We start from the raw sequence: 19,852 nt of genomic DNA on the forward strand, positions 1-19,852 counted from the left end.
AGACTGTGCTCATCCGGTAACCACCGGCCTATGAAAGGAGAGACACCATGCGCAAGACCCTTATCGCCCTGATGTTCGCCGCCGCCCTGCCGACCGTGGCCATGGCCATGCCTGAAGGCGGCCCACGTCACGACGGCCCGCATCATCGCGGTGATGCGCCTTTCGCCCAACTGGACCTGAGCCGCGACCAGCGCCAGCAGATTGGCAAGCTGATGGGCGAGCAGATGAAGCAACGCCGCGACATCACCGAGCGCTACCTGTCCAAGCTGCCGGCCGCCGACCAGAAGGCCATGAAGGACGAACTCAAGGCCAGCCGCGACAAGACCGACAGCCAGGTCCGCGGCCTGCTCAAGCCTGAGCAACAGAAGCAGTTCGACGAGCTGCAAAAAGAACGCGCCGCGAAGAAAGCCGAATGGCAAGAGTTCCAGGCCTGGAAAGCTGAAAAAGGCGGCAAGGCCCAGTAAGCTGTCCGCCCCACGCCCGGCCCGCACCCCTGCGGGCCGGGCTTTTCCCGTTTGCAGGAGGTGCACTTGCGTTCACTGTTCTGGCGCATCCTGGCCAGCTTTTGGCTGGCCATTACCCTGGTTGCGGGCCTGTCGATCCTGCTCGGCCACATGCTCAACCAGGACGCCTGGATCCTCAGCCGCCACCCGGGCCTCAACACCCTGGCCAGCCACTGGGCCAAGCACTACGAACAGGAAGGCATGGACTCGGCGCAGCACTTTCTCGAACGCCGCAAGCAACGCTTCAAGATCGACGTGCAGGTGCTCGACGACAGCGGCGACGCCGTCGTGCCTGGTACCTTCCCGCGCCGCGCCGCCGCGTTCGAGGCACGCCAGCACAATGACGAGCGGCGCCTGCCGTGGCGCCGTCTGACCGAGGAATACACCAGCCCCTACAGTGGTGAAACCTACCTGCTGATCTACCGCATCCCCCACCCTGAGCTGGACGCCTGGCACCGCGAGAGCCTGCTCTGGCCGCTCAGTGCGCTGGGCATCGCCCTGGTGGTGCTGACCCTGTTCAGCCTGCTGGTGACCCTGTCCATCACCCGCCCTTTGAGCCGCCTGCGCAGCGCCGTGCACGACCTCGGCCAAACCAGCTACCAGCAGAACAGCCTGGCCCGCCTGGCCGCCCGCCGCGATGAGTTCGGGGTACTGGCCAACGACTTCAACAAGATGGGCGCCCGCCTGCAGAGTACGATCGGCAGCCAGCGCCAGTTGCTGCGCGATGTGTCTCATGAACTGCGCTCACCGTTGGCACGGCTGCGCATTGCCCTGGCATTGGCCGAGCGTGCCGAGCCCGAGCAGCGCCAGGCCTTGTGGCCACGGCTGACCCGTGAATGCGACCGGCTCGAAGACCTGATCAGCGAAATCCTCGCCCTGGCCCGCGTCGATGCCGAGCAGGCCCACGCCGAGCCGGTCGACCTCAACGCCTTGCTGGGCGGCGTGCGCAAGGATGCGTTGCTCAGCGCACCGGAGCAGGAGGTGCGGCTGCAGGCGCAAGCAGGGCTGACCTTGCAGGGTTGGCCAACACTGATCGAGCGCGCCGTTGACAACCTGCTGCGCAATGCCTTGCGCTTCAACCCGGCCGGGCAGCCGATCGAAATCAGCGCCGAGCGTGAGCAGGACCGTATCGTGTTGACAGTACGCGACCATGGGCCTGGGGTAGCGGTAGAGTACCTCGCGCAGCTGGGTGAGCCGTTCTTCCGTGCGCCGGGGCAGCAAGCAGCTGGGCATGGGCTGGGGCTGGCGATTGCGCGCAAGGCGGCGGAGCGCCATGGCGGCAGCCTGGTATTGGCGAATCATCCGCAGGGCGGGTTTGTGGCCAGGCTGGAGTTACCTGTAACGGAGGTTATGGTTTGAGATTGCCGGGGCCGCTACGCGCCCCAGCATTCTCAGCGGTTACTCACCCCAGGCACTGACGAAATCAGCAGTCTCCAGCACTGGCGCCGTACGCGGCTCGTTCACCGGCGTGCCGACATACAGGTAACCGATCAACTCCTCGCTCTCGGCCAACCCCAGCCCCTTGTGCACATGCGCGTCAAAGGCCATGTCACCGGTACGCCACACCGCGCCAACCCCCTGGGCATGCGCCGCGATCAGAATGCCATGGGCCGCACACCCCGCCGCCAGGCGCTGCTCGGACTTGGGCACCTTGAAGTGGTCCTGCAGCTTGGCGATCACCACGATCAGCAACGGCGCACGCAGCGGCATGGCGCGAGCCTTGTCCAGCGCTGCCTGGCTGGCATCGCCCTTGTTCTGCACCGCTTCGGCGAACAACTCGCCGAGCTTCTCGCGGCCCTGGCCTTCGATGGTCAGAAACCGCCACGGGCGCAGCTGGCCATGGTCCGGTGCACGCAATGCGGCCTGGAACAACGCCTCGCGCTGGGCATCATTGGGCGCGGGGTCGGTCAGGCGTGGCACGGAAACACGGTTGAGCAATGCGTCGAGAGCCTCCATCGGCTACCCTCCTGGCAGGTGAATGTGCGGCCATTCTAGCGTTTACATCACCAGACCCATAGGTAGAATGGCGCCCTTCCGTTTCGAGTCAGAGCAGATCACATGGCGTTGCCGACCTTAAGGATCATTGGTTTCATCATCGGCATCTTTCTGATCACCCTGGCCGTCAGCATGGTCGTGCCCATGGCCACCCTGGTGATCTTCGAGCGCACCGGCGACATGCCGTCGTTCCTCTGGTCCAGCCTGATCACGTTCATCGCCGGCCTGCTCATGGTCGTACAGGGCCGCCCCGAGCATGTGCACCTGCGCCCGCGCGACATGTACCTGCTGACTGTCAGCAGCTGGCTGGTAGTGTGCGTGTTCGCCGCCCTGCCGTTCCTGCTGACCCAGCACATCAGCTACACCGACGCCTTCTTCGAGAGCATGTCCGGCATCACCGCCACCGGCGCCACGGTGCTCAGCGGCCTGGACAGCATGTCGCCGGGGATCTTGATGTGGCGCTCGATGCTGCACTGGCTCGGCGGCATCGGCTTCATCGCCATGGCGGTCGCGATTTTGCCGCTGCTGCGCATTGGTGGCATGCGCCTGTTCCAGACCGAGTCCTCGGACCGTTCCGAAAAGGTCATGCCCCGTTCGCACATGGTGGCCAAGTCGATCGTCGGCGTGTACGTCGGCTTCTCCGTGCTCGGCGCGCTGGCCTTCTGGTGGGCCGGCATGCGGCCGTTCGATGCCATCAACCACGCCATGTCGGCGATTTCCACCGGCGGGTTCTCGACCTCCGACCAGTCGCTGGCAAAATGGGATATCCCTGCCGTGCACTGGGTCGCGGTGGTGGTCATGATCCTCGGCAGCCTGCCCTTCACCCTGTACGTGGCAACCCTGCGCGGCAACCGCAGGGCGTTGCTCCGCGACCAGCAGGTTCAGGGGTTGCTCGGCATGCTGGTGGTCACCTGGCTGGTGCTGGGCTCCTGGTACTGGGCCACCACCAACCTGCACTGGCTGGATGCCTTGCGCCACGTGGCGCTGAACGTGACCTCGGTGGTGACCACCACCGGCTTCGCCCTGGGCGACTACAGCCTGTGGGGCAATTTCTCGCTGATGCTGTTCTTTTACCTGGGCTTCATCGGCGGCTGCTCTGGCTCGACCGCAGGCGGTATCAAGATTTTCCGCTTCCAGGTCGCCTACATCCTGCTCAAGGCCAGCCTCAACCAATTGATCCACCCGCGCGCAGTGATCAAGCAGAAGTACAACGGGCACCGCCTCGACGAAGAAATCGTGCGTTCGATCCTGACCTTCTCGTTCTTCTTCGCGATCACCATCTGCGTGATGGCGTTGCTGCTGTCGCTGCTGGGCGTGGACTGGATGACCGCACTGACCGGTGCTGCCGGCACGGTGTCGGGCGTAGGCCCGGGGCTGGGCGAAGTGATCGGCCCGGCCGGCAACTATGCCACGTTGCCGGACGCCGCCAAGTGGATCCTCGCCGGCGGCATGCTGCTGGGCCGCCTGGAGATCATCACGGTGCTAGTGTTGTGCATGCCGGCGTTCTGGCGTCACTGAGCCCCTCAGGCTCCGCGCCCAGACGGGCGCGGTACTCGCTGGGTGTGGCATCGAACCAGCGACGGAACGCCCGGTAGAAATTACTCGGGTCGGCAAAGCCTAACAGGTAGGCGGTTTCCAGCAAGGTCATGCCCGGCTGGGCGAGGTACTGCTCGGCCAGCTCACGCCGGGTATCGTCGAGCAAGGTCTGGAAGCTGGTGCCTTCTTCTTGCAGGCGCCGCTGCAAGGTACGTTGAGACAGGTGCAGGGCCTGGGCCAGGGTTTCGCGCTTGGGCTCGCCCTGGGGCAATATGCGGCACAGCACCTGGCGGACCCTGTGGGTCACCCGGCTTTCCGAGAAGCGCGCCAGGTACTCACCGGCAAAACGGTCATGCAGCACCGCCATCGCCTCGTTGGCAGTCGGCAGCGGCGCCTCCATGTCGGCACGCTCGAACACCAGTGCATCGTGCGGTGCGTCGAACACCAGCGGTGAGTGGAACGCCACCTTGTAAGGTTCGACGTTCTTGGGCTGCGGCCCCTGAACCAGCACACGTCGTGGCTGAATATCACGCCCGCTGAGCCAGGTGCACAACGCCAGCGCACACGCCAACGACGCTTCGGCGCTGTGCCGGGTTGGCGGCAGATGGTCGCCATGCACGGTCAGAACCAGCGAATAGCCCTCTGGGCCAAGGCGAAAGCTGAGGTCGGAGCTTTCGGCAATGATGCGCTGGTACCGCACCAGCCGCTCGAAACCTTCGGCCAGGGTGCGGCTGGACATCAACGCATAGCCCACCACATGGAACGACGCCGGGCGCACCACCCGCGCCATGTTCAGGCCGATGGCTTCGTTGCCCGACAGCTCTACCGCCAGCTGCCAGAGCCGGGTCATGGCGTCCTGGGGGAAACGCGCGTCGGGGTCATCGAGGGCAGCGAAGTCCAGCCCTAGCTGCTTGAACATGGCCGGGCAGTCGAGCCCTTCCAGCTCGAGTGCCTTGACGATCCCTGATGCCCAGCTGGCTGACGTGGTTCTTTCACTCATGACAGGCTTCTTATGCTGACCGCTCCTGCGGTGAACCCCAAGGATACTCAATTGGCGCCTATTGTCACTGGTAGGCCCCGCCAATGACTCTAGACTCGATTCAGGCTCCACGCCGTGCATCTTATCCACAAGTATTAATCCCGGAGCACTGCCATGACCCGCACAGCGCAGTTTCGCAGTTTTGCCGAGTTCTACCCCTACTACCTGGGCGAGCACAGCAACCCCACGTGCCGCCGCCTGCACTTTGTCGGGACGAGCCTGGTAATTGCCCTGCTGGCGTACACCATAGGCAGCGGCAAATGGTTGCTGCTGCTGGCCGTGCCGCTGTTCGGCTATGGGTTTGCCTGGGTCGGGCATTTCTTTTTCGAGAAGAACCGGCCGGCGACGTTTACCTACCCGTTCTATAGCCTGATGGGGGATTTCGCCATGTTCCGCGATATTCTGCTGGGCAAGATCAGCCTGTAAATCGCCGGGGCCGCATTGCGCGCCCTATACCGCTCAAGCCTCACGCCGATTCGCGCACCGTCGCCACCTTCTGCGCGCTCTGCGCCTGCACATCCGCCAGCCGATACAATTCGATGCTGCCATCCCAGTGCTCGATCAACGCCGTGCACGACTCCACCCAATCCCCGCAATTGAGGTACTCGACCTCCCCCACCTTGCGCATTTCGGCATGATGAATATGCCCGCAAACCACCCCGTGAAAGCCTCTGCGGGTGCACTCATGGGCAATGGCAGCCTCGAAGTCACTGATGAAGTTCACCGCGCCCTTGACCTTGTGCTTGAGGTAGGCCGACAACGACCAGTAGCCATAGCCGTAACGGGCACGCCAATGGTTGAGCCAACGGTTGAGCACCAGGGTGAACTCATACGCGCGGTCCCCCAGAAACGCCAGCCAGCGGTGGTAGCGGGTAATCACATCGAACTGGTCGCCATGGATCACCAGCAGGCGTCGGCCATCGGCAGTCAGGTGCTCGGCCTCGTCCACCAACTGGATATTGCCCAGCATCAGCTTGGAATAGCGGCGCAGGAATTCGTCATGGTTGCCGGTGACATAAATCACCTCGGTGCCCCGCTTGCTCATGGTCAACAGGCGTCGGATCACGTTGGTGTGGGCCTGCGGCCAATAGATGCCGCCGCGCAGCTTCCAGCCATCGATGATATCGCCCACCAGGTAGATGCGGTCGGCCTGGTAGCCCTTGAGAAACCGCGACAGATACTCGGCCTGGCAGTCACGGGTGCCCAGATGTACATCGGATATCCATAAGGTGCGCACGCGCTGCTTGCGCGAGGGACGGGAGAGTTCGGCATGGGTCATGGGCGGGCTCCGGCGCAGTTTGCTGGAGCCTGGCAGGTGCAGATGACAGTGCAGTGGCAAAACGGTTACCCGTGATGGCCTGCCGTGAATGAGGCACAATGCGCACCTGCCCTGCGAGGACGCCCCCATGACCACCGGCCCGATTCTCTCGCTGCGCCGTTACCGGAACAGCCTGATTACCCACAGCCACGAACATCCGCAACTGGTATTCGGCTTGGCTGGACGCTTGCACTTCGAGGTCCAGGGCCACGGGGCACGGGTTGATCGCCAGGGCCTGATGGTGGTGCCGGCAGGCGCACATCACACCTGCGCCAGCGATGCTGGCAGCGATTGCCTGGTGCTGGATGTGCCCGGGGAGCACTGGTTGCGTGAACAGCTGGGCGAGCATGCCGATGCCAGCCGTCGCCTGCTCGATCGCCCCGCTGCCTTGGGCCTGGATAGCCGCCAGCAGCAGTTGGTCGACTGGCTGGCGACCAGCCCCATCGACGACCCGCTGATTGCCCGGCAAGGCGCGGCGCTGCTGTTGGCCAGCCTCAACCCCGCGGCAGCCGCAAGCATCCGGCCCAGCCAGCGCCTGCCTTATGCCGCCTTCGATGCGCATATCGAGCAACATGCCGCCCACCCCTTGCAGGTGGCCGACCTGGCGCGCCTGGCCGGCCTGTCCACTGCGCGGCTGCATGCGCGCTTCATCGCCGAATGCGCGATGACGCCGATGGACTACATTCGCCAGCGGCGCCTGCTCAAGGCGCGGCAGCTGGTGGAGCGGACCTTGCTGCCGTTGGGCGAGATTGCGGCGCAGGTGGGGTACAGCTCGCAGAGTGCGTTTTCGGCGGCGATGCTACGGGCGTTTGGCTGTACACCGCTAGCCTTGCGGCGAGCGTCTGGCGACAACGGACGCTAGGCGCGCGACAGATCCTATTGGCCTGAGGACTTACACTGTGCCTGCACTGGCCCTTTCGCGGGGCAAGCCCGCTCCCACACATACAGCATTGATCCTGAGGGTGATGCAATACTTGTGGGAGCGGGCTTGCCCCGCGAAGGGCCAGTGCTGACCTGCTCTTGCTCAAGGACCCACCATGAACCACCGCACTGCCCTAGGCGCCCTGCACATCGGCGCGCTGTTTTTCGGCCTCACCGGGGTGTTTGGCAAACTGGCCGCCAGCGCCAGCCCAGCGATCATCGTCTTCGGCCGCGCGGCCTTCGCCGTCATCGCCCTGGCGCTGTTCGCCCAGTTCGCCCGCAAAGGCTGGCACCGGCTGACAGGCCCGGATGTGCGCCGCTTGCTGCTAGGCGGCGTACTGCTGGCGGGTCACTGGGTCAGCTTCTTCATTGCCGTCAAGGTCGGCGGTGTAGCCATCGCCACCCTGGGCTTTACCAGCTTCCCGGCCTTTACCGTGATCCTTGAAGGGGTGCTGTTCCGCGAACGCATCCGCCGCAACGAAGCCGTGCTGGTCGTGCTGGTGTGCATCGGCCTGGTGCTGGTCACCCCGGCATTCGACCTGGCCAGCCAGGCCACCGGGGGCCTGCTTTGGGCAATGCTGTCGGGGCTGCTGTTCTCGCTGCTGTCGCTGACCAACCGCGCCGGCTCCGGGCGCTTGCCAGCAGTGCAGGCAGCGCTGTGGCAGAACCTGGTGGTCAGCCTCTGCCTGTTGCCGTTCGCAGCGTCGGGGCTGGCGGCGGTGACGCCGATGGACTGGGTGTGGATCGCCCTGCTCGGCATCTTCTGCACCGGCGTGGCCCACAGCTTGTTCGTCGCCAGCCTGGCCGTGATCAAGGCGCGTACCGCCGCCGTGGTGTTCGGTATGGAGCCGGTGTATGGCATCGCCGTGGCCTGGGCGGTGTTCGCCGAGACCCCTACTGTGCGCATGCTGCTGGGGGGCGCGCTGATCATTTTCGCCATCGTGCTGTCCAGCCGCCTGGCTGCCGAACAACCCGCCAAGCCCCGGCCTTTGGCAGAGGGTACGTAATCAGCGGTCGTTGTGGCCCAAGTCGCGCTGCGGGTCGATCTGGTCACGTACCCGCTGCTTGAGCACCTTGGCCTCCGGGAACCCACCGTCGGCCTTGCGCTCCCAGATCTGCACGCCATTGCAGGTGATGCGGAAGATGCCACCGGTGCCAGGCTCCAGCGCCACCCGGCCGAGGTCGTCGGCAAAGGTACTGAGCAGCTCCTGGGCCAACCAGGCGGCGCGCAGCAACCACTGGCACTGGGTGCAATAAATGATGACGATTTCCGGCTTGCTGATGGCCATGGTGAAGCATCTCCAGGTAAGGGGCCGCTTATACTAGCGGTCTTTCGCCCACGGTTTGAGACTCACGATGCGCCGTTTGCTGTTCTGTTTGTTGTCGATATTCGTTGCTATTACGGCACATGCCGCCGAACAGGCTCGGCCCAAGGTCGGCTTGGTGCTGTCTGGCGGCGCGGCCCGTGGCCTGGCCCATATCGGCGTGCTCAAGGCCCTGGAGGAACAGGGCGTGCGCATCGACGCCATCGCCGGCACCAGCATGGGCGCGGTGATCGGCGGGCTGTACGCCTCCGGCTACAGTGTCGAAGAACTGGAAAAGCTGGCCACCACCCTGGATTGGCAGCAGGCGCTGTCCGACGCGCCCCCGCGCAAGGACATCCCCTTCCGGCGCAAGCAGGACGACCGCGACTTTCTGGTCAAGCAGAAGCTGAGCTTTCGCGACGACGGCAGCCTGGGCTTGCCCCTGGGCGTGATTCAGGGCCAGAACCTGTCACTGCTGCTTGAAAGCAAACTGGCCCACACCGCCGACACCCGCGACTTCGACAAGCTGCCGATCCCTTTCCGTGCGGTGGCTACCGACATCGCCAGTGGCGAAAAGGTGGTGTTCCGCCGCGGCCACCTGCCCCAGGTGATCCGCGCCAGCATGTCGATCCCTGCCGTGTTCGCCCCGGTCGAGCTGGATGGCCGGCTGTTGGTGGATGGCGGCATGGTCGACAACATTCCGCTGGACGTGGCCCGCGACATGGGGGTGGACCTGGCCATCGTGGTCGACATCGGCACGCCACTGCGTGACCGCAAGCAACTGGCCACGGTGGTCGATGTGCTGAACCAGTCGATTACCCTGATGACCCGGCGCAACTCCGAAGAGCAGCTGGCCAGCCTGCACCGTGATGACATCCTGGTGCAGCCACCGCTGGCCGCGTTTGGCGTGACCGACTTCGGCCGGGCCCGCGAAATGATCGAAGCTGGCTACCGTGCCACGCGCCTGCTCGACCCGCGTCTGGCGGCGTTGCGCCAGCCCGAAGGTGACAGCAGCCTGGCCATTGCCCGCTCGCCGCACCAACGCACCCCGGTGATTACCGCCATCAGGGTAGAGAACGACTCCAAGGTCAACGACGACGTGATCCGCTCCTATATCCGCCAGCCGATCAATGCGCCGCTTGAGCTGGACCGCCTGCAGACCGACATGGGCACGCTGTATGGCCTGGACTACTTTGACCGGGTGCAATACCGTGTGGTGCACAAGGGCGCCGACAACACGCTGGTGATCAATGCCCGTGGCAGACGCGGCGGCACCGACTACCTGCGCCTGGGGCTTAACCTGTCGGACGACCTGCGCGGCGACAGCGCCTTCAACCTCGGCGCCAGCTACCGGGTCAACGGCATCAACAGCCTGGGCGCCGAATGGCTGACCCGCGCGCAGATCGGCGACCAACAGGAGCTCTACAGCGAGTTCTACCAACCGCTGGACGTAGGCTCGCGCTTCTTCATTGCCCCCTACCTGGACGTGGGCTCGCGCAACATCGAGGCGACCCTGGACAACGACCCGGTCGCCGAGTACCGCCTGGAGCGCTACGGTTTCGGCCTGAATGTGGGCCGGCAGATCGGCACCTACGGCGAGGTACGACTGGGTGCGGGCAAGGCCTGGGGCGAAGCCGAAGTGCGCATCGGCGACCAGGACCTGCCCAAGGTCAGCTTCAATGAAGGCTTCTACGAGCTCAAGTACTCGTTCGACACCCTCGACAACGTGTACTTCCCGCACAGTGGCGAAGACATCGGCCTGACCTTGCGCAAGTACGACAAATCGCTCGATTCCGACGAGGACTATCGCCAGTGGCTGTTCAGCCTGGACAAGGCCATCAGCAGTGGCCCGAACACCTGGGTGCTGGGCGGGCGCTACGGGCGCACGCTGGATGAAACGGAGGTGGTGCCGTCGAGCTTCGTGATGGGCGGCGCACGGGAGCTGTCAGGGTTCCGCCAGGACTCGGTGTCGGGGCAAAACGTCAGCTTGCTGCGCATGGTCTACTACCGCCGCCTGACCCCGCGGGCCTACGTGCCACTGGACTTCCCGCTGTATATCGGCGGGTCGCTGGAGCGTGGCCGGGCGTGGAACAACGACAACGAATTTGACAGCGGCTATATCAATGCAGCGAGCATCTTCCTGGGGATGGAGACGCCGCTGGGGCCGCTGAACCTGAGCTACGGGGCCAACAGCGCACATGAGCAGGCGGTGTATCTGAACCTGGGGCATACGTTCTGAAACGTGGGGCCGCTGTGCGGCCCCCAAAAATCAGGGCTTTTCGAGGTTGCCGAGGATTTTCGCATGCACGCGCATGCACACCTCCAGGTCCGCTTCATCCACGCCGGTGAACAGCTCAAGCCGCAATGCATTGGCAATGGTCTCGATCTGTTCGATCAGCGGCTTGGCCGGTGGGCATAGCAGGATTTTCTTCGCCCGCCGGTCTTCAAGCACCGCTTGGCGCCGCACCAGGCCCTGCGCCTCGAGGCTGTCGAGCAAGCGTGCCAAGGTCGGGCCTTCGACCCCAACGCTCTGGGCCAATTCACGCTGAGTGGGGGCCTCCTCGAAACGGGCCAGGTGCAGCAACACCAGCCAGCGCGCCTGGGACAGGTTGAGCCCGGCCAGGCGGCGATCCAGCTCGGCACGCCAACCCCGGGACATCTGGGCCAGCTGCATGCCGAAGCGGTGTTGGTTGTCGGTCAGGGGCATAAGCAACTCATTGGATAGATCTAATTATTAGGCAGCTAACCATGACCCGGACCACGTGGCAAGGCTCGGGCACTTGCCAGTGTCCGATAATCGTCAAAAAACATGACAAAGGTCAGCAGTTGGCGGGTCTGGCCTCGAACCTTGTCGCGCTCAGAGCTCGAACTCCGCCGCCAACGCGGCGCGCACGCAATACAGCACACCTTCAGGTATACGCGACCCGAACAGCGGCGCGATGGTCGATACCGGCGGCAGTTCGCCCTCCCCGTCAAGGAAGGCGTCCTGCACCTCCGCCAGCAAGTCCTCTGGCAGGTCGATGGCTTGATCAAGGCTCAGTTCCTGACGGCCGAGCGCCTCGGCCAGCAGGCTATAGACGTTCTTTTCACTGCAATTGAGTTGCCCGGCGATCTGCGCCGGGGTCATCCCCGCGCGTGCCAGGCTGACCAGCTCGTGACGCAGGTCCAACACCACTTTCGGTGCCTCGTCAGTGCCACCGCTGTTGTTGAGCACCTCAAGGAACGCCTGGCCATAGCGCTCAAGCTTGCGCGCGCCCACGCCGCTGACCTGAGCCATGTCGCTGAGGCTGGCCGGCTGGCTGCGTAGCATCTCGAGCAGCGTCGAATCGGGGAAGATGACGTAAGGCGGCACGCTGTGCTCCTCGGCCAGCTTGCGCCGCAGGGTACGCAGCGCTTCCCACAGTTCGCGCTCTTCGGCACGCACCAACTGGCTGGCCGGGCTGCCGCCGCCAGAGGCGCTCTTGGCCACCGTCTGCGGCTTGAGGTCACGGCGCAGTTGCAGGTTCACCTCGCCGCGCAGCAGCGGCCGGCAGCTGTCGGAGAGGCGCAAGCCGCCGTAGCCTTCCAGGTCGATATCCACCAGGCCGCGCGCGACCAACTGGCGGAACAACGAGCGCCACTCGGCTTCGGCCAGCGACTTGCCGACACCGAACACCGAAAGCTTCTCGTGGCCGAAATTGCGCACCTTCTCGGTGTCCTTGCCCAGCAACACATCGACCAGGTGCCCGACCCCATAGCGCTGACCGGTACGGAACACCGCTGACAGCGCCTGGCGAGCCGGCTCCGTGGCGTCCCAGGTCTGTACCTGGTCGATGCAGTTGTCGCAATGCCCGCAGGGCTGCTCCAGGGTTTCGTCAAAGTAGGCCAGCAGCGACTGGCGGCGGCAGCGGGTTTCTTCACACAGGGCCAGCATGGCATCGAGCTTGTGCTGCTCGATGCGCTTGTGGCGCTCGTCGCCTTCTGAGTTCTGCAACATCTGCTTGAGCATCACCATGTCCTGCAGGCCGTAGGCCATCCAGGCATCGGACGGCAAGCCGTCACGGCCGGCACGGCCGGTTTCCTGGTAGTAGGCCTCGAGCGACTTGGGCAGGTCGAGGTGGGCGACAAAGCGCACGTTGGGCTTGTCGATGCCCATGCCGAAGGCGATGGTGGCGACCATGATCAGCCCTTCCTCGTTGAGGAAGCGGTGCTGGTTGGCAGACCGCGTCTCGGCCGCCAGGCCGGCGTGGTAAGGCAGCGCAGGGAAGCCTTGATCGCAGAGAAAAGCAGCGGTCTCGTCGACCTTCTTGCGCGACAGGCAGTAGACGATGCCTGCGTTGCCACGACGCTCGCCGAGGAAGGCCATCAGCTGCTTGCGCGGCGCTTCCTTGGGCACGATACGGTAGAAGATGTTCGGCCGGTCGAAACTGGAAAGGAAACGCTCGGCGCCCTGCAGGTGCAGGCGCTGGACGATCTCTTCGCGGGTGCGCATGTCGGCGGTGGCGGTCAGGGCGATGCGCGGCACATGCGGGAACAGCTCGGCCAACTGGCCCAGTTGCAGGTATTCCGGGCGGAAGTCATGGCCCCATTGCGACACGCAGTGGGCCTCGTCGATGGCGAACAGCGAGACGTCCAGCTCGCGCAAGAAATCGAGCATGCGCGGCTGCACCAGGCGCTCGGGTGCCAGGTACAGCATCTTCAGCTCACCGCGGCGCATGCGCCCGGCCAGCTCACGTTGCTGCTCGGCGTTCAGGGTGGAGTTCAGCGCGGCCGCAGCCACCCCAAGCTCATCGAGCGTGGCGACCTGGTCGTCCATCAGCGCGATCAGCGGCGAAACCACCACCGTGAGGCCGGGGCGCAACAGCCCAGGCACCTGGAAACACAGCGACTTGCCGCCGCCGGTGGGCATCAGTACCAGCGCATCGCCGCCGTTGGCCACGCATTCGATGATTGCTGCCTGGCGCCCACGGAAACTGTCGTAGCCGAAGATATCCTTGAGAACGCGCTGAGCCTGTTCGAGCATGTGCAACTCCACAAATCGCCGTACCATCCTGGATACAGGCTGGACGAAAAACCCGCCCCGCACACGCCGAATGCGTAAGCGGTTTTTGCCAGACGGCCGCAACAGCCCGCCCTGGATGAAAAATCGCGGATTATACCCCAGTGCCAACCCCCGCAGGAGGCTGCGGTGACAGACGTTCCCTTTGCCCTGCTTTCGCCGCAAGATGCTAGAATTCGTTATCGTTTATTCCCCAAGGTAGCCCTGTAATGTCCTTCGCCGAGCAACTCACCCGCCTGCAAGCCTTCCTCGACGCCGACGAGCTGCACGAAGAAGCGCTGGACTACGTCGCCGCCCACGGCTACCTCACGGCACTTTCGATCAATGCCGAGGACGTTCCCGAGCGCGAGTGGATCGACGCCCTGTTCGCCGAAGAGCCGCACTACGCCAGCGATGCCCAGCGCACCGAGATCGAAGCGACCCTGGTGGCGCTGAAGGCTCACATCGCCCGCCAACTGGCCAGCGACGAGGAGTTCGACCTGCCATGCGACCTGGACCTGACCGACGAGCCGGACGATTCCGACCTGCGCGGCTGGTGCATCGGCTTCATGGAGGGCGTGTTCCTGCGTGAAGAGGCCTGGTTCGAGAGCGCCGAGGAAGAAGTCAGCGAGATGCTGCTGCCGATCATGGTCGGTTCGGGCCTGTTCGACGAACAGCCAGAGTTTGCCGACATCGCCAGCAATGCCAACCTGCAGGACGACATGATCGTGCAGATCCCAGAGGCACTGAGCGCGCTGTTCCTGCTGCTGCACGCCCCTGACGAGAAGCCGGCGCTGCTCAAGCCACGCCACCACTGAGTCGGCTGTGCGCTACCTGCTGCTGGCCATCGGCTGGCTCAGCGTCGCGCTGGGGGTGCTGGGGATATTCCTGCCGGTGTTGCCCACCACCCCTTTTCTGCTACTGGCGGCAGCCTGCTTTGCCCGCAGCTCGCCGCGCTTTCATCACTGGCTGGTCCATCACCCGAAGCTCGGGCCGTGGATCCGCGATTACCTCAGTGGCGAAGGCATCCCCCTCAAAGGCAAGGTCTACGCTATCGGCCTGATGTGGGCCAGCATCGGCCTGTCGTGCTACCTGGTACCGCTGTTCTGGGCACGCGCCTTCATGCTCACCAGTGCGGTACTGGTGAGCCTGTATATCCTCAAGCAGAAGACCCTGCACAGACCACGCTGAACGCGGCGCGCCAGTAAAGGCACCCTCGCAGGGCGTGCCGTGGCTGTCGAAAAGCACAGATAGTCAATTTTTTGTCGCCAAATATCTATTTCGCCTATCCAGGCATTTTTTTAGCTACAAAAGTTCTGGAACTCTCTGTAAACCTTGAAAAACGAGACTTTCAGCAGCTTTTAATTTCGCTGTTATGGATCAGCGCCCAGCCCCTCTTAGACCACATAAGTCAAATAACAGTAATTGTTATGAGAAAATCTTCTTACGACTTTGATTGAATGTTCTTAGCTCTGTTGTTAAAAACCTGACACGATTTGCAGGATAACTATATCGTCATTTTTTTGGCGACAAGCAGGACTTATTTTAGGATCAGGGAGAGGTACCCATGCGCGTTTTGAACCCCATCACCAGTGCATTACTGTTGGCCATGGCGTGTGCCAACGTACAGGCGATGTCGATTACCGAGGCTGTCCAGAGCGCCGTGGATTACCATCCGCAGATCAGCTCCAACCGCAACAGCAAGCTGTCCGCTGATGAAGACGTGAAATTCGCGCGTGGCGGCTACTACCCTTCCGTGGACCTGGTTGCAGGTTATGGCCGCCAGCGTTCGGACAACCTCAACACCCGCGGCACCAATGCCGACGGTACGCGCAGCCACGACAAGGCCACCCTCAGCTACACCCAGTCGGAACTGCGCCTGCGCCAGATGCTGTTCGACGGCTTCAACACTTCGAACGAAGTAGGCCGCACCGAGGCGGTCGCCACCTCGCGCGCCTACTACACCCAGGCCGTCGCCCAGGATGTTGCCCTGCGCGCGGTAGAGGTGTACCTGGAAGTACTCAAGCGCCGTGAGCTGGTGACGCTGGCCAAGAACAACCTGCAAGCGCACCTGCGGGTCAACGACCAGATCGGCCTGCGCACCGAGCGCGGCGTCGGCAGCACCGCCGACCTCGATCAGTCCCGCGCCCGTCGTGCACTGGCAGAAAACAACCTGGACACCGCCGAAGTCGACCTGGCCGATGCCGAGGCCAACTTCTTCAGCGTCATCGGCCGACAGCCCGATGAACTGGAGGGGCCGCAATCGATCAAGGTGGAGATCCCCGGCACCCTCGACGATGCCCGTGAAGGCATGCGCCAGAACAACCCGTACATCAAGTCTGCCCAGGCCGACGTCAATGCTGCCGAGCAGCAGTATGAAGTGGCCAAGTCGACCTTCTACCCACGCCTGGACGCGATACTGGCCACCGGCGCCAACAACAACCTCGGCGGCGAGAAAGGCCACAGCAACAACGACTGGCAGGCCGGTGTCGAGCTCAACTACAACGTGTTCCGCGGCGGCAGCGACAAGGCCCGCCTGCAGTCCGATGCCCACAAGATCAACCAGGCACTGGACATTCGCAACAACGCCCTGCGCGAGCTGACCGAGAACCTGAGCCTGGCCTGGAACGCCATGAACAACGCGCGCAAGCAGACCCCGACCGCGCGTGAATACGCCGAGACCACCAAACGTGTGCGTGCTGCCTACCAGGACCAGTTCGGCCTTGGCCAGCGTACCCTGCTCGACGTGCTCGACAGTGAGAACGAGCTGTACAACGCCGACCGCCGTTACACCGAAGTGCGCTACACCGAGGAGTTCTCGATGTACCGGGTACTGGCCACCATGGGTGAACTGCTGAGCAAGCAACGTATCTCGCTGCCGCCGGAAGCCATTGCCAGCAATGAGGTGAAGACCGAAGCCAGGCTGCCTGACATGCGCTGAGCGCAAGCCTCAGAGCGCCTATGAAGGGCCGTGATTGCGCTGGAAGGTCTCGGCGCCCATGGCCTTTATCTGCCCCTCGATCAGCGCGTCGAACGGTTTGAGCAGCGCGTCAAAGCTGACTGGCTGCTCCAGCACGTTCAGCGCCTCGACCACCGCCTCCAGGGTCGACAACGCACCCGCCTCCGGCGCCTTGCGCAGCCGGTAGCGCGAAGGCGCAACCGCGCCCAGCGTCACCCGCGGCAATGCCGCAAGCATTGGGTTCAGGTACAGCAGCTTGCGGGCCTTGCGCCAGGTACCATCGGGTACGATCAACAGCAACGGCTGGTCATCCACTTCGGTATAAGCCGTCAGCACCTGGGCTTGATCGCCCGGGAACAGCAACGCGGCACGGTAACCGGGCGTGGCAAGCAGCTCATCCAGGCCATCGAACACCTCTCCGACCCGCAACTCGGCATTGTTCAGCCCCAGGGCCGCCAGGCGCGCGGTATTCAGGGCATGGGCGGTTTCACTGGGGTGCTGCAGCAGGACGATACGGGTGCGGCTGGCGAGCGAGGGGATCAGTGGGCATAGGCAGTGGTCAAGCGGGCGCTGGCAGCGCTCGCAGCGGGGTCTGGGCATAGGGCTCTCCTTACCGGGCGCAGTGTGCCACAGCTTGTTCGAAATCCCCTGCCTCAGCGGTTGAAGCGCTCAGCCAGGCTGTGCAGGTATTCGGCCATCCGCTCCAGGTCCTGGCTGATTTGCGCACCCTGCCTGGCCTGCCCCGCGCTCTGGTCACACAGGTGTGCAATCCTCACGATCTGCTGGTTGATATCCTCGGCAACATGACTTTGCTGCTCCGAAGCCGTCGCCATCTGCTGGCTCATGCCGGTAATGCGGCTGACCGCCTGGGCGATACCGGCCAACGCCACTTGCACCGCCTCGACACTGTGCACGCTGTCGCGCGAAATCTGCTCGCCGCGGGTGGCGGTACTCACTGCCCGCTCTGCCCCCACCCGCAACGAGGCGATGATCTGATGAATCTCTTCGGTCGAGGCACGGGTGCGCTGGGCCAACGAACGCACCTCATCAGCCACCACGGCAAACCCGCGCCCCTGTTCACCGGCCCGCGCAGCCTCGATGGCGGCATTGAGTGCCAGCAGGTTGGTCTGGTCGGCAATCGAAGTGATCGTGTCGACCACGCTGCCAATCGACTGGGTCTGCTCGGCCAGTGCATTGACTGCCTGGCCGATATCATTCACCGCATCGCTCATGCTCCCCATCGCCTTCAGGCTCTGCTGGGCCAACTCGCTGCCATGCTGCGCCAACTGGTCGGCATCGCCTGCGGCATGGGCGGTGCTTTGCACGTTATGGGTGACCTCCTGGATGGTCGCTGCCATCTGCGCGATCGCCGTGGCGGACTGGTCGGTTTCGCTGCGCTGGCGGTCAAGCATCTGCGCCTGGGCGTCTGACAGGTCGGCCGACTGCGCCGCACGTGACTTGACCCCGACTCCTGCATCCACCAGGCGGGTCAAGGCGGTTTGCAAGCGCGCCTCTTCACTGATGATGGCCAGGTCCAGCTGGCCTTGCAGCCCCGGGTTGTCGCTGTAGGTCAACGCCACCAACGGGCTGGTGAAGGCTTTCGGGTGCTCGTCCAGGGTACGCCGGATGGCATGGCTCTGCCGGTGTTCGATCAAGTACCAGGCCAGCAGCAGGCTGGCCATCAATACCCCCAGCGCCGCATACGGCGGCAACCACAGATAACCTGCGGCCGACAGCAGGCCTGCGCCAATCAGCGGCCAGCCGTGGCCCAGCTGATGCCCTAGCCGCGCGGCCCAGGGCACCGCTGAGCGGCCGGCACGCAGGCGCGCGTATAGCGCTTCGGCACGGCGAATCTGCTCGCGCGTCGGCACCGAGCGTACCGACTCGTAGCCGCTGACCCGCCCTTGCTCATACACCGGGGTGACGTAGGCGCTGACCCAATAGTAATCGCCGTTTTTTGCGCGGTTCTTGACCACGCCCATCCAGGGTTTGCCTTGCTTGATGGTGTCCCACATGTGGCCGAAGACGGCCGGGGGCATGTCGGGGTGACGCACCAGGTTGTGGGGCTGGCCGACCAGTTCGTCGTAGGTGAACCCGCTGATCGCCACGAAGGCGTCATTGCAGTAGGTGATGCGGCTGTTGAGGTCCGTCGTGGAGATCAGGCGTTGATCGCTGGAGAAGGTTCTTTCGTGCTCAGTGACGGGCAAATTCATGCGCATCTTGGGCGATCCTTGCAGGATGAAGAGGGGGAAATCATCAGCGCAAGTTGATATTTAGCAGAGCGCTATCAGGTTAGCGGTCCAGTTTTGTAGGAATTGAGCCCGTCCCGACGGAATGCATGAACACACGGTGTATCAGCCGACGTTGAGTTGGCTTTTAAGCAGGTCGCGGAAGGTCTGAATCAACGGTTCGCGGCTACGGCCGCGGCGAACGATCAGCGAAAATGGCGCCTGATAGCCGAAGGTAGACGGCGACAAGACGCGCAGGTCGCCCTTGTCCACCCATGCCTGGGCGTAGTGCTCTGGCAGGTAGCCGATGTAGGCACCCGACAGGATCAGAATCAGCTGCGCCTCCATGCTCTCCACGGTCGCCGCACTGTGCTTGAAGCCGTGCCGGGCCAGTTCTGCCTGGCTCCAGTAGCCGCGCCCGACCATGCGCTGCTGGGTCACCACCTGCTCGGGGATGCGCCGCTCGGCGAACAACGGGTGGCGGCTGCTGCAATACAGCCAGTGCTGCTCACGGTACAGGGGCTGATAGACCAGGCCACTCATGCGCGACGAAAACGCCCCGATGGCCAGGTCGAGGCGGTTGTCCTGCACCCCCAATTGCAGCTCGTAGGGGCTGGACACCGACAGGTGCAGGTGAACACCCGGGTGCTCCTGGCTATAGGCACCGATGGCTTCGGCCAGTGGCAACGCGCGGTCACCCACGGTCGAGTCAATTACCCCCAGGTTGAGCGTGCCCCGCAGCTCGCCCTTGAGCGCCGCGGCATATTGCTCGAAGCCATCCAGCTCGGCCAGCAGGCGCAGGCTCTCCTGGTGGAACAGCTCACCTTTGCTGGTCAGGCTGAAACCGCCGCGCCCACGGTGACACAGGACAATCCCCAGCCCGCCCTCCAGTTGGCTCATGTAGGTGCTGATAGCCGACGTCGACAGGTTCAGCTCGCGCTGGGCGTTGGCGAAGCCCTGGTGGCGCACCACGCTGACGAAGATGCGCAGCAGTTTCAGATCGGGCAGGGTCGAGGCCATGGTGCAACGGTT

Annotated in this window: 19 protein-coding genes; 10 read left to right on the plus strand and 9 right to left on the minus strand. The window is 63.9% G+C overall.

Annotated elements, in window-relative coordinates; translation table 11 throughout:
- Positions 1-47: 47 nt before the first annotated feature.
- Positions 48-464, plus strand: coding sequence for a Spy/CpxP family protein refolding chaperone (locus LJX93_RS19425; RefSeq protein ID WP_033699600.1), 417 nt, complete (start codon positions 48-50; stop codon positions 462-464).
- A gap of 60 nt (positions 465-524) precedes the next feature.
- Entirely contained in the window at positions 525-1,862 is a 1,338-nt protein-coding gene (locus LJX93_RS19430; RefSeq protein ID WP_033699601.1) for a sensor histidine kinase, read from the plus strand.
- Positions 1,863-1,901: 39 nt separating this feature from the next.
- Here the strand turns inward: LJX93_RS19430 and LJX93_RS19435 are convergent, their stop codons facing one another.
- Positions 1,902-2,459 carry an NAD(P)H nitroreductase gene (locus LJX93_RS19435; protein ID WP_033699602.1) on the minus strand — a complete coding sequence of 186 codons (558 nt, stop codon included), beginning with the start codon at positions 2,457-2,459 and terminating at the stop codon, positions 1,902-1,904.
- A gap of 102 nt (positions 2,460-2,561) precedes the next feature.
- Between LJX93_RS19435 and LJX93_RS19440 the strand changes: the two genes are divergently transcribed.
- Complete coding sequence (locus tag LJX93_RS19440) at positions 2,562-4,016, plus strand: TrkH family potassium uptake protein (RefSeq protein WP_033699604.1); 1,455 nt, start codon at positions 2,562-2,564, stop codon at positions 4,014-4,016.
- On the opposite strand, the gene LJX93_RS19445 is transcribed toward LJX93_RS19440, so the two are convergent.
- Positions 3,973-5,034, minus strand: coding sequence for an AraC family transcriptional regulator (locus LJX93_RS19445; protein WP_047583458.1), 1,062 nt, complete (start codon positions 5,032-5,034; stop codon positions 3,973-3,975). The two genes, LJX93_RS19440 and LJX93_RS19445, sit on opposite strands and share 44 nt — an antisense overlap.
- A 153-nt stretch (positions 5,035-5,187) precedes the next feature.
- Between LJX93_RS19445 and LJX93_RS19450 the strand changes: the two genes are divergently transcribed.
- The gene (locus LJX93_RS19450; protein WP_033699608.1) at positions 5,188-5,499 is read left to right on the plus strand and encodes a DUF962 domain-containing protein; all 312 of its coding nucleotides are present in this window, start codon (positions 5,188-5,190) and stop codon (positions 5,497-5,499) included.
- A 40-nt stretch (positions 5,500-5,539) separates the two neighbouring features.
- On the opposite strand, the gene LJX93_RS19455 is transcribed toward LJX93_RS19450, so the two are convergent.
- Positions 5,540-6,352, minus strand: coding sequence for a UDP-2,3-diacylglucosamine diphosphatase (locus LJX93_RS19455; RefSeq protein WP_047583459.1), 813 nt, complete (start codon positions 6,350-6,352; stop codon positions 5,540-5,542).
- A 127-nt stretch (positions 6,353-6,479) separates the two neighbouring features.
- Between LJX93_RS19455 and LJX93_RS19460 the strand changes: the two genes are divergently transcribed.
- On the plus strand, positions 6,480-7,253 hold the full coding sequence (locus LJX93_RS19460; RefSeq protein WP_033699612.1) for an AraC family transcriptional regulator: 774 nt from the start codon (positions 6,480-6,482) through the stop codon (positions 7,251-7,253).
- Positions 7,254-7,428: 175 nt separating this feature from the next.
- The gene (locus tag LJX93_RS19465) at positions 7,429-8,319 is read left to right on the plus strand and encodes a DMT family transporter (RefSeq protein WP_095063756.1); all 891 of its coding nucleotides are present in this window, start codon (positions 7,429-7,431) and stop codon (positions 8,317-8,319) included.
- On the opposite strand, the gene LJX93_RS19470 is transcribed toward LJX93_RS19465, so the two are convergent.
- Positions 8,320-8,601 (minus strand): SelT/SelW/SelH family protein, encoded by a 282-nt coding sequence (locus LJX93_RS19470; RefSeq protein ID WP_156310953.1) that lies wholly within the window; start codon positions 8,599-8,601, stop codon positions 8,320-8,322.
- Between the two features lie 67 nt (positions 8,602-8,668).
- Between LJX93_RS19470 and LJX93_RS19475 the strand changes: the two genes are divergently transcribed.
- A complete protein-coding gene (locus LJX93_RS19475) occupies positions 8,669-10,855 on the plus strand; it encodes a patatin-like phospholipase family protein (RefSeq protein ID WP_156310951.1) in 2,187 nt (728 codons plus the stop codon).
- Between the two features lie 30 nt (positions 10,856-10,885).
- Here the strand turns inward: LJX93_RS19475 and LJX93_RS19480 are convergent, their stop codons facing one another.
- Positions 10,886-11,323: a MarR family transcriptional regulator gene (locus LJX93_RS19480; RefSeq protein WP_033699619.1), complete on the minus strand. Its 438-nt coding sequence runs from the start codon at positions 11,321-11,323 to the stop codon at positions 10,886-10,888.
- Between the two features lie 150 nt (positions 11,324-11,473).
- Complete coding sequence (gene recQ, locus LJX93_RS19485; RefSeq protein ID WP_033699621.1) at positions 11,474-13,618, minus strand: DNA helicase RecQ; 2,145 nt, start codon at positions 13,616-13,618, stop codon at positions 11,474-11,476.
- A 245-nt stretch (positions 13,619-13,863) separates the two neighbouring features.
- Between recQ and LJX93_RS19490 the strand changes: the two genes are divergently transcribed.
- From LJX93_RS19490 to LJX93_RS19500, 3 genes are all read left to right on the plus strand, one after another.
- On the plus strand, positions 13,864-14,451 hold the full coding sequence (locus LJX93_RS19490; protein ID WP_033699623.1) for a YecA family protein: 588 nt from the start codon (positions 13,864-13,866) through the stop codon (positions 14,449-14,451).
- 7 nt (positions 14,452-14,458) lie between these two features.
- On the plus strand, positions 14,459-14,824 hold the full coding sequence (locus LJX93_RS19495; RefSeq protein WP_033699624.1) for a YbaN family protein: 366 nt from the start codon (positions 14,459-14,461) through the stop codon (positions 14,822-14,824).
- Positions 14,825-15,200: 376 nt separating this feature from the next.
- Positions 15,201-16,574: a TolC family outer membrane protein gene (locus LJX93_RS19500; RefSeq protein ID WP_033699626.1), complete on the plus strand. Its 1,374-nt coding sequence runs from the start codon at positions 15,201-15,203 to the stop codon at positions 16,572-16,574.
- Positions 16,575-16,592: 18 nt separating this feature from the next.
- On the opposite strand, the gene LJX93_RS19505 is transcribed toward LJX93_RS19500, so the two are convergent.
- The 3 genes from LJX93_RS19505 to LJX93_RS19515 form a co-directional block, all read right to left on the minus strand.
- Positions 16,593-17,192: a tRNA-uridine aminocarboxypropyltransferase gene (locus LJX93_RS19505; RefSeq protein ID WP_033699628.1), complete on the minus strand. Its 600-nt coding sequence runs from the start codon at positions 17,190-17,192 to the stop codon at positions 16,593-16,595.
- A gap of 53 nt (positions 17,193-17,245) precedes the next feature.
- A complete protein-coding gene (locus LJX93_RS19510) occupies positions 17,246-18,811 on the minus strand; it encodes a methyl-accepting chemotaxis protein (RefSeq protein ID WP_033699630.1) in 1,566 nt (521 codons plus the stop codon).
- A gap of 135 nt (positions 18,812-18,946) precedes the next feature.
- A complete protein-coding gene (locus LJX93_RS19515; RefSeq protein ID WP_033699632.1) occupies positions 18,947-19,840 on the minus strand; it encodes a LysR family transcriptional regulator in 894 nt (297 codons plus the stop codon).
- Positions 19,841-19,852: the final 12 nt, after the last annotated feature.

The organism is Pseudomonas sp. HN2-3, from assembly GCF_020691745.1.
Taxonomy (GTDB): Bacteria; Pseudomonadota; Gammaproteobacteria; order Pseudomonadales; family Pseudomonadaceae; genus Aquipseudomonas; species Aquipseudomonas capeferrum.

Excerpts from the sequence above, each read along its gene's own strand:
- LJX93_RS19465 (WP_095063756.1), top strand. The coding sequence starts at position 7,429 with ATGAACCACCGCACTGCCCTAGGCGCCCTGCACATCGGCGCGCTGTTT.
- LJX93_RS19505 (WP_033699628.1), bottom strand. The coding sequence starts at position 17,192 with ATGCCCAGACCCCGCTGCGAGCGCTGCCAGCGCCCGCTTGACCACTGC.
- LJX93_RS19510 (WP_033699630.1), bottom strand. The coding sequence starts at position 18,811 with ATGCGCATGAATTTGCCCGTCACTGAGCACGAAAGAACCTTCTCCAGC.
- LJX93_RS19475 (WP_156310951.1), top strand. The coding sequence starts at position 8,669 with ATGCGCCGTTTGCTGTTCTGTTTGTTGTCGATATTCGTTGCTATTACG.
- LJX93_RS19515 (WP_033699632.1), bottom strand. The coding sequence starts at position 19,840 with ATGGCCTCGACCCTGCCCGATCTGAAACTGCTGCGCATCTTCGTCAGC.
- LJX93_RS19440 (WP_033699604.1), top strand. The coding sequence starts at position 2,562 with ATGGCGTTGCCGACCTTAAGGATCATTGGTTTCATCATCGGCATCTTT.
- LJX93_RS19445 (WP_047583458.1), bottom strand. The coding sequence starts at position 5,034 with ATGAGTGAAAGAACCACGTCAGCCAGCTGGGCATCAGGGATCGTCAAG.
- LJX93_RS19500 (WP_033699626.1), top strand. The coding sequence starts at position 15,201 with ATGCGCGTTTTGAACCCCATCACCAGTGCATTACTGTTGGCCATGGCG.
- LJX93_RS19450 (WP_033699608.1), top strand. The coding sequence starts at position 5,188 with ATGACCCGCACAGCGCAGTTTCGCAGTTTTGCCGAGTTCTACCCCTAC.
- LJX93_RS19460 (WP_033699612.1), top strand. The coding sequence starts at position 6,480 with ATGACCACCGGCCCGATTCTCTCGCTGCGCCGTTACCGGAACAGCCTG.
- LJX93_RS19435 (WP_033699602.1), bottom strand. The coding sequence starts at position 2,459 with ATGGAGGCTCTCGACGCATTGCTCAACCGTGTTTCCGTGCCACGCCTG.
- LJX93_RS19480 (WP_033699619.1), bottom strand. The coding sequence starts at position 11,323 with ATGCCCCTGACCGACAACCAACACCGCTTCGGCATGCAGCTGGCCCAG.
- LJX93_RS19470 (WP_156310953.1), bottom strand. The coding sequence starts at position 8,601 with ATGGCCATCAGCAAGCCGGAAATCGTCATCATTTATTGCACCCAGTGC.
- LJX93_RS19455 (WP_047583459.1), bottom strand. The coding sequence starts at position 6,352 with ATGACCCATGCCGAACTCTCCCGTCCCTCGCGCAAGCAGCGCGTGCGC.
- recQ (WP_033699621.1), bottom strand. The coding sequence starts at position 13,618 with ATGCTCGAACAGGCTCAGCGCGTTCTCAAGGATATCTTCGGCTACGAC.
- LJX93_RS19425 (WP_033699600.1), top strand. The coding sequence starts at position 48 with ATGCGCAAGACCCTTATCGCCCTGATGTTCGCCGCCGCCCTGCCGACC.
- LJX93_RS19490 (WP_033699623.1), top strand. The coding sequence starts at position 13,864 with ATGTCCTTCGCCGAGCAACTCACCCGCCTGCAAGCCTTCCTCGACGCC.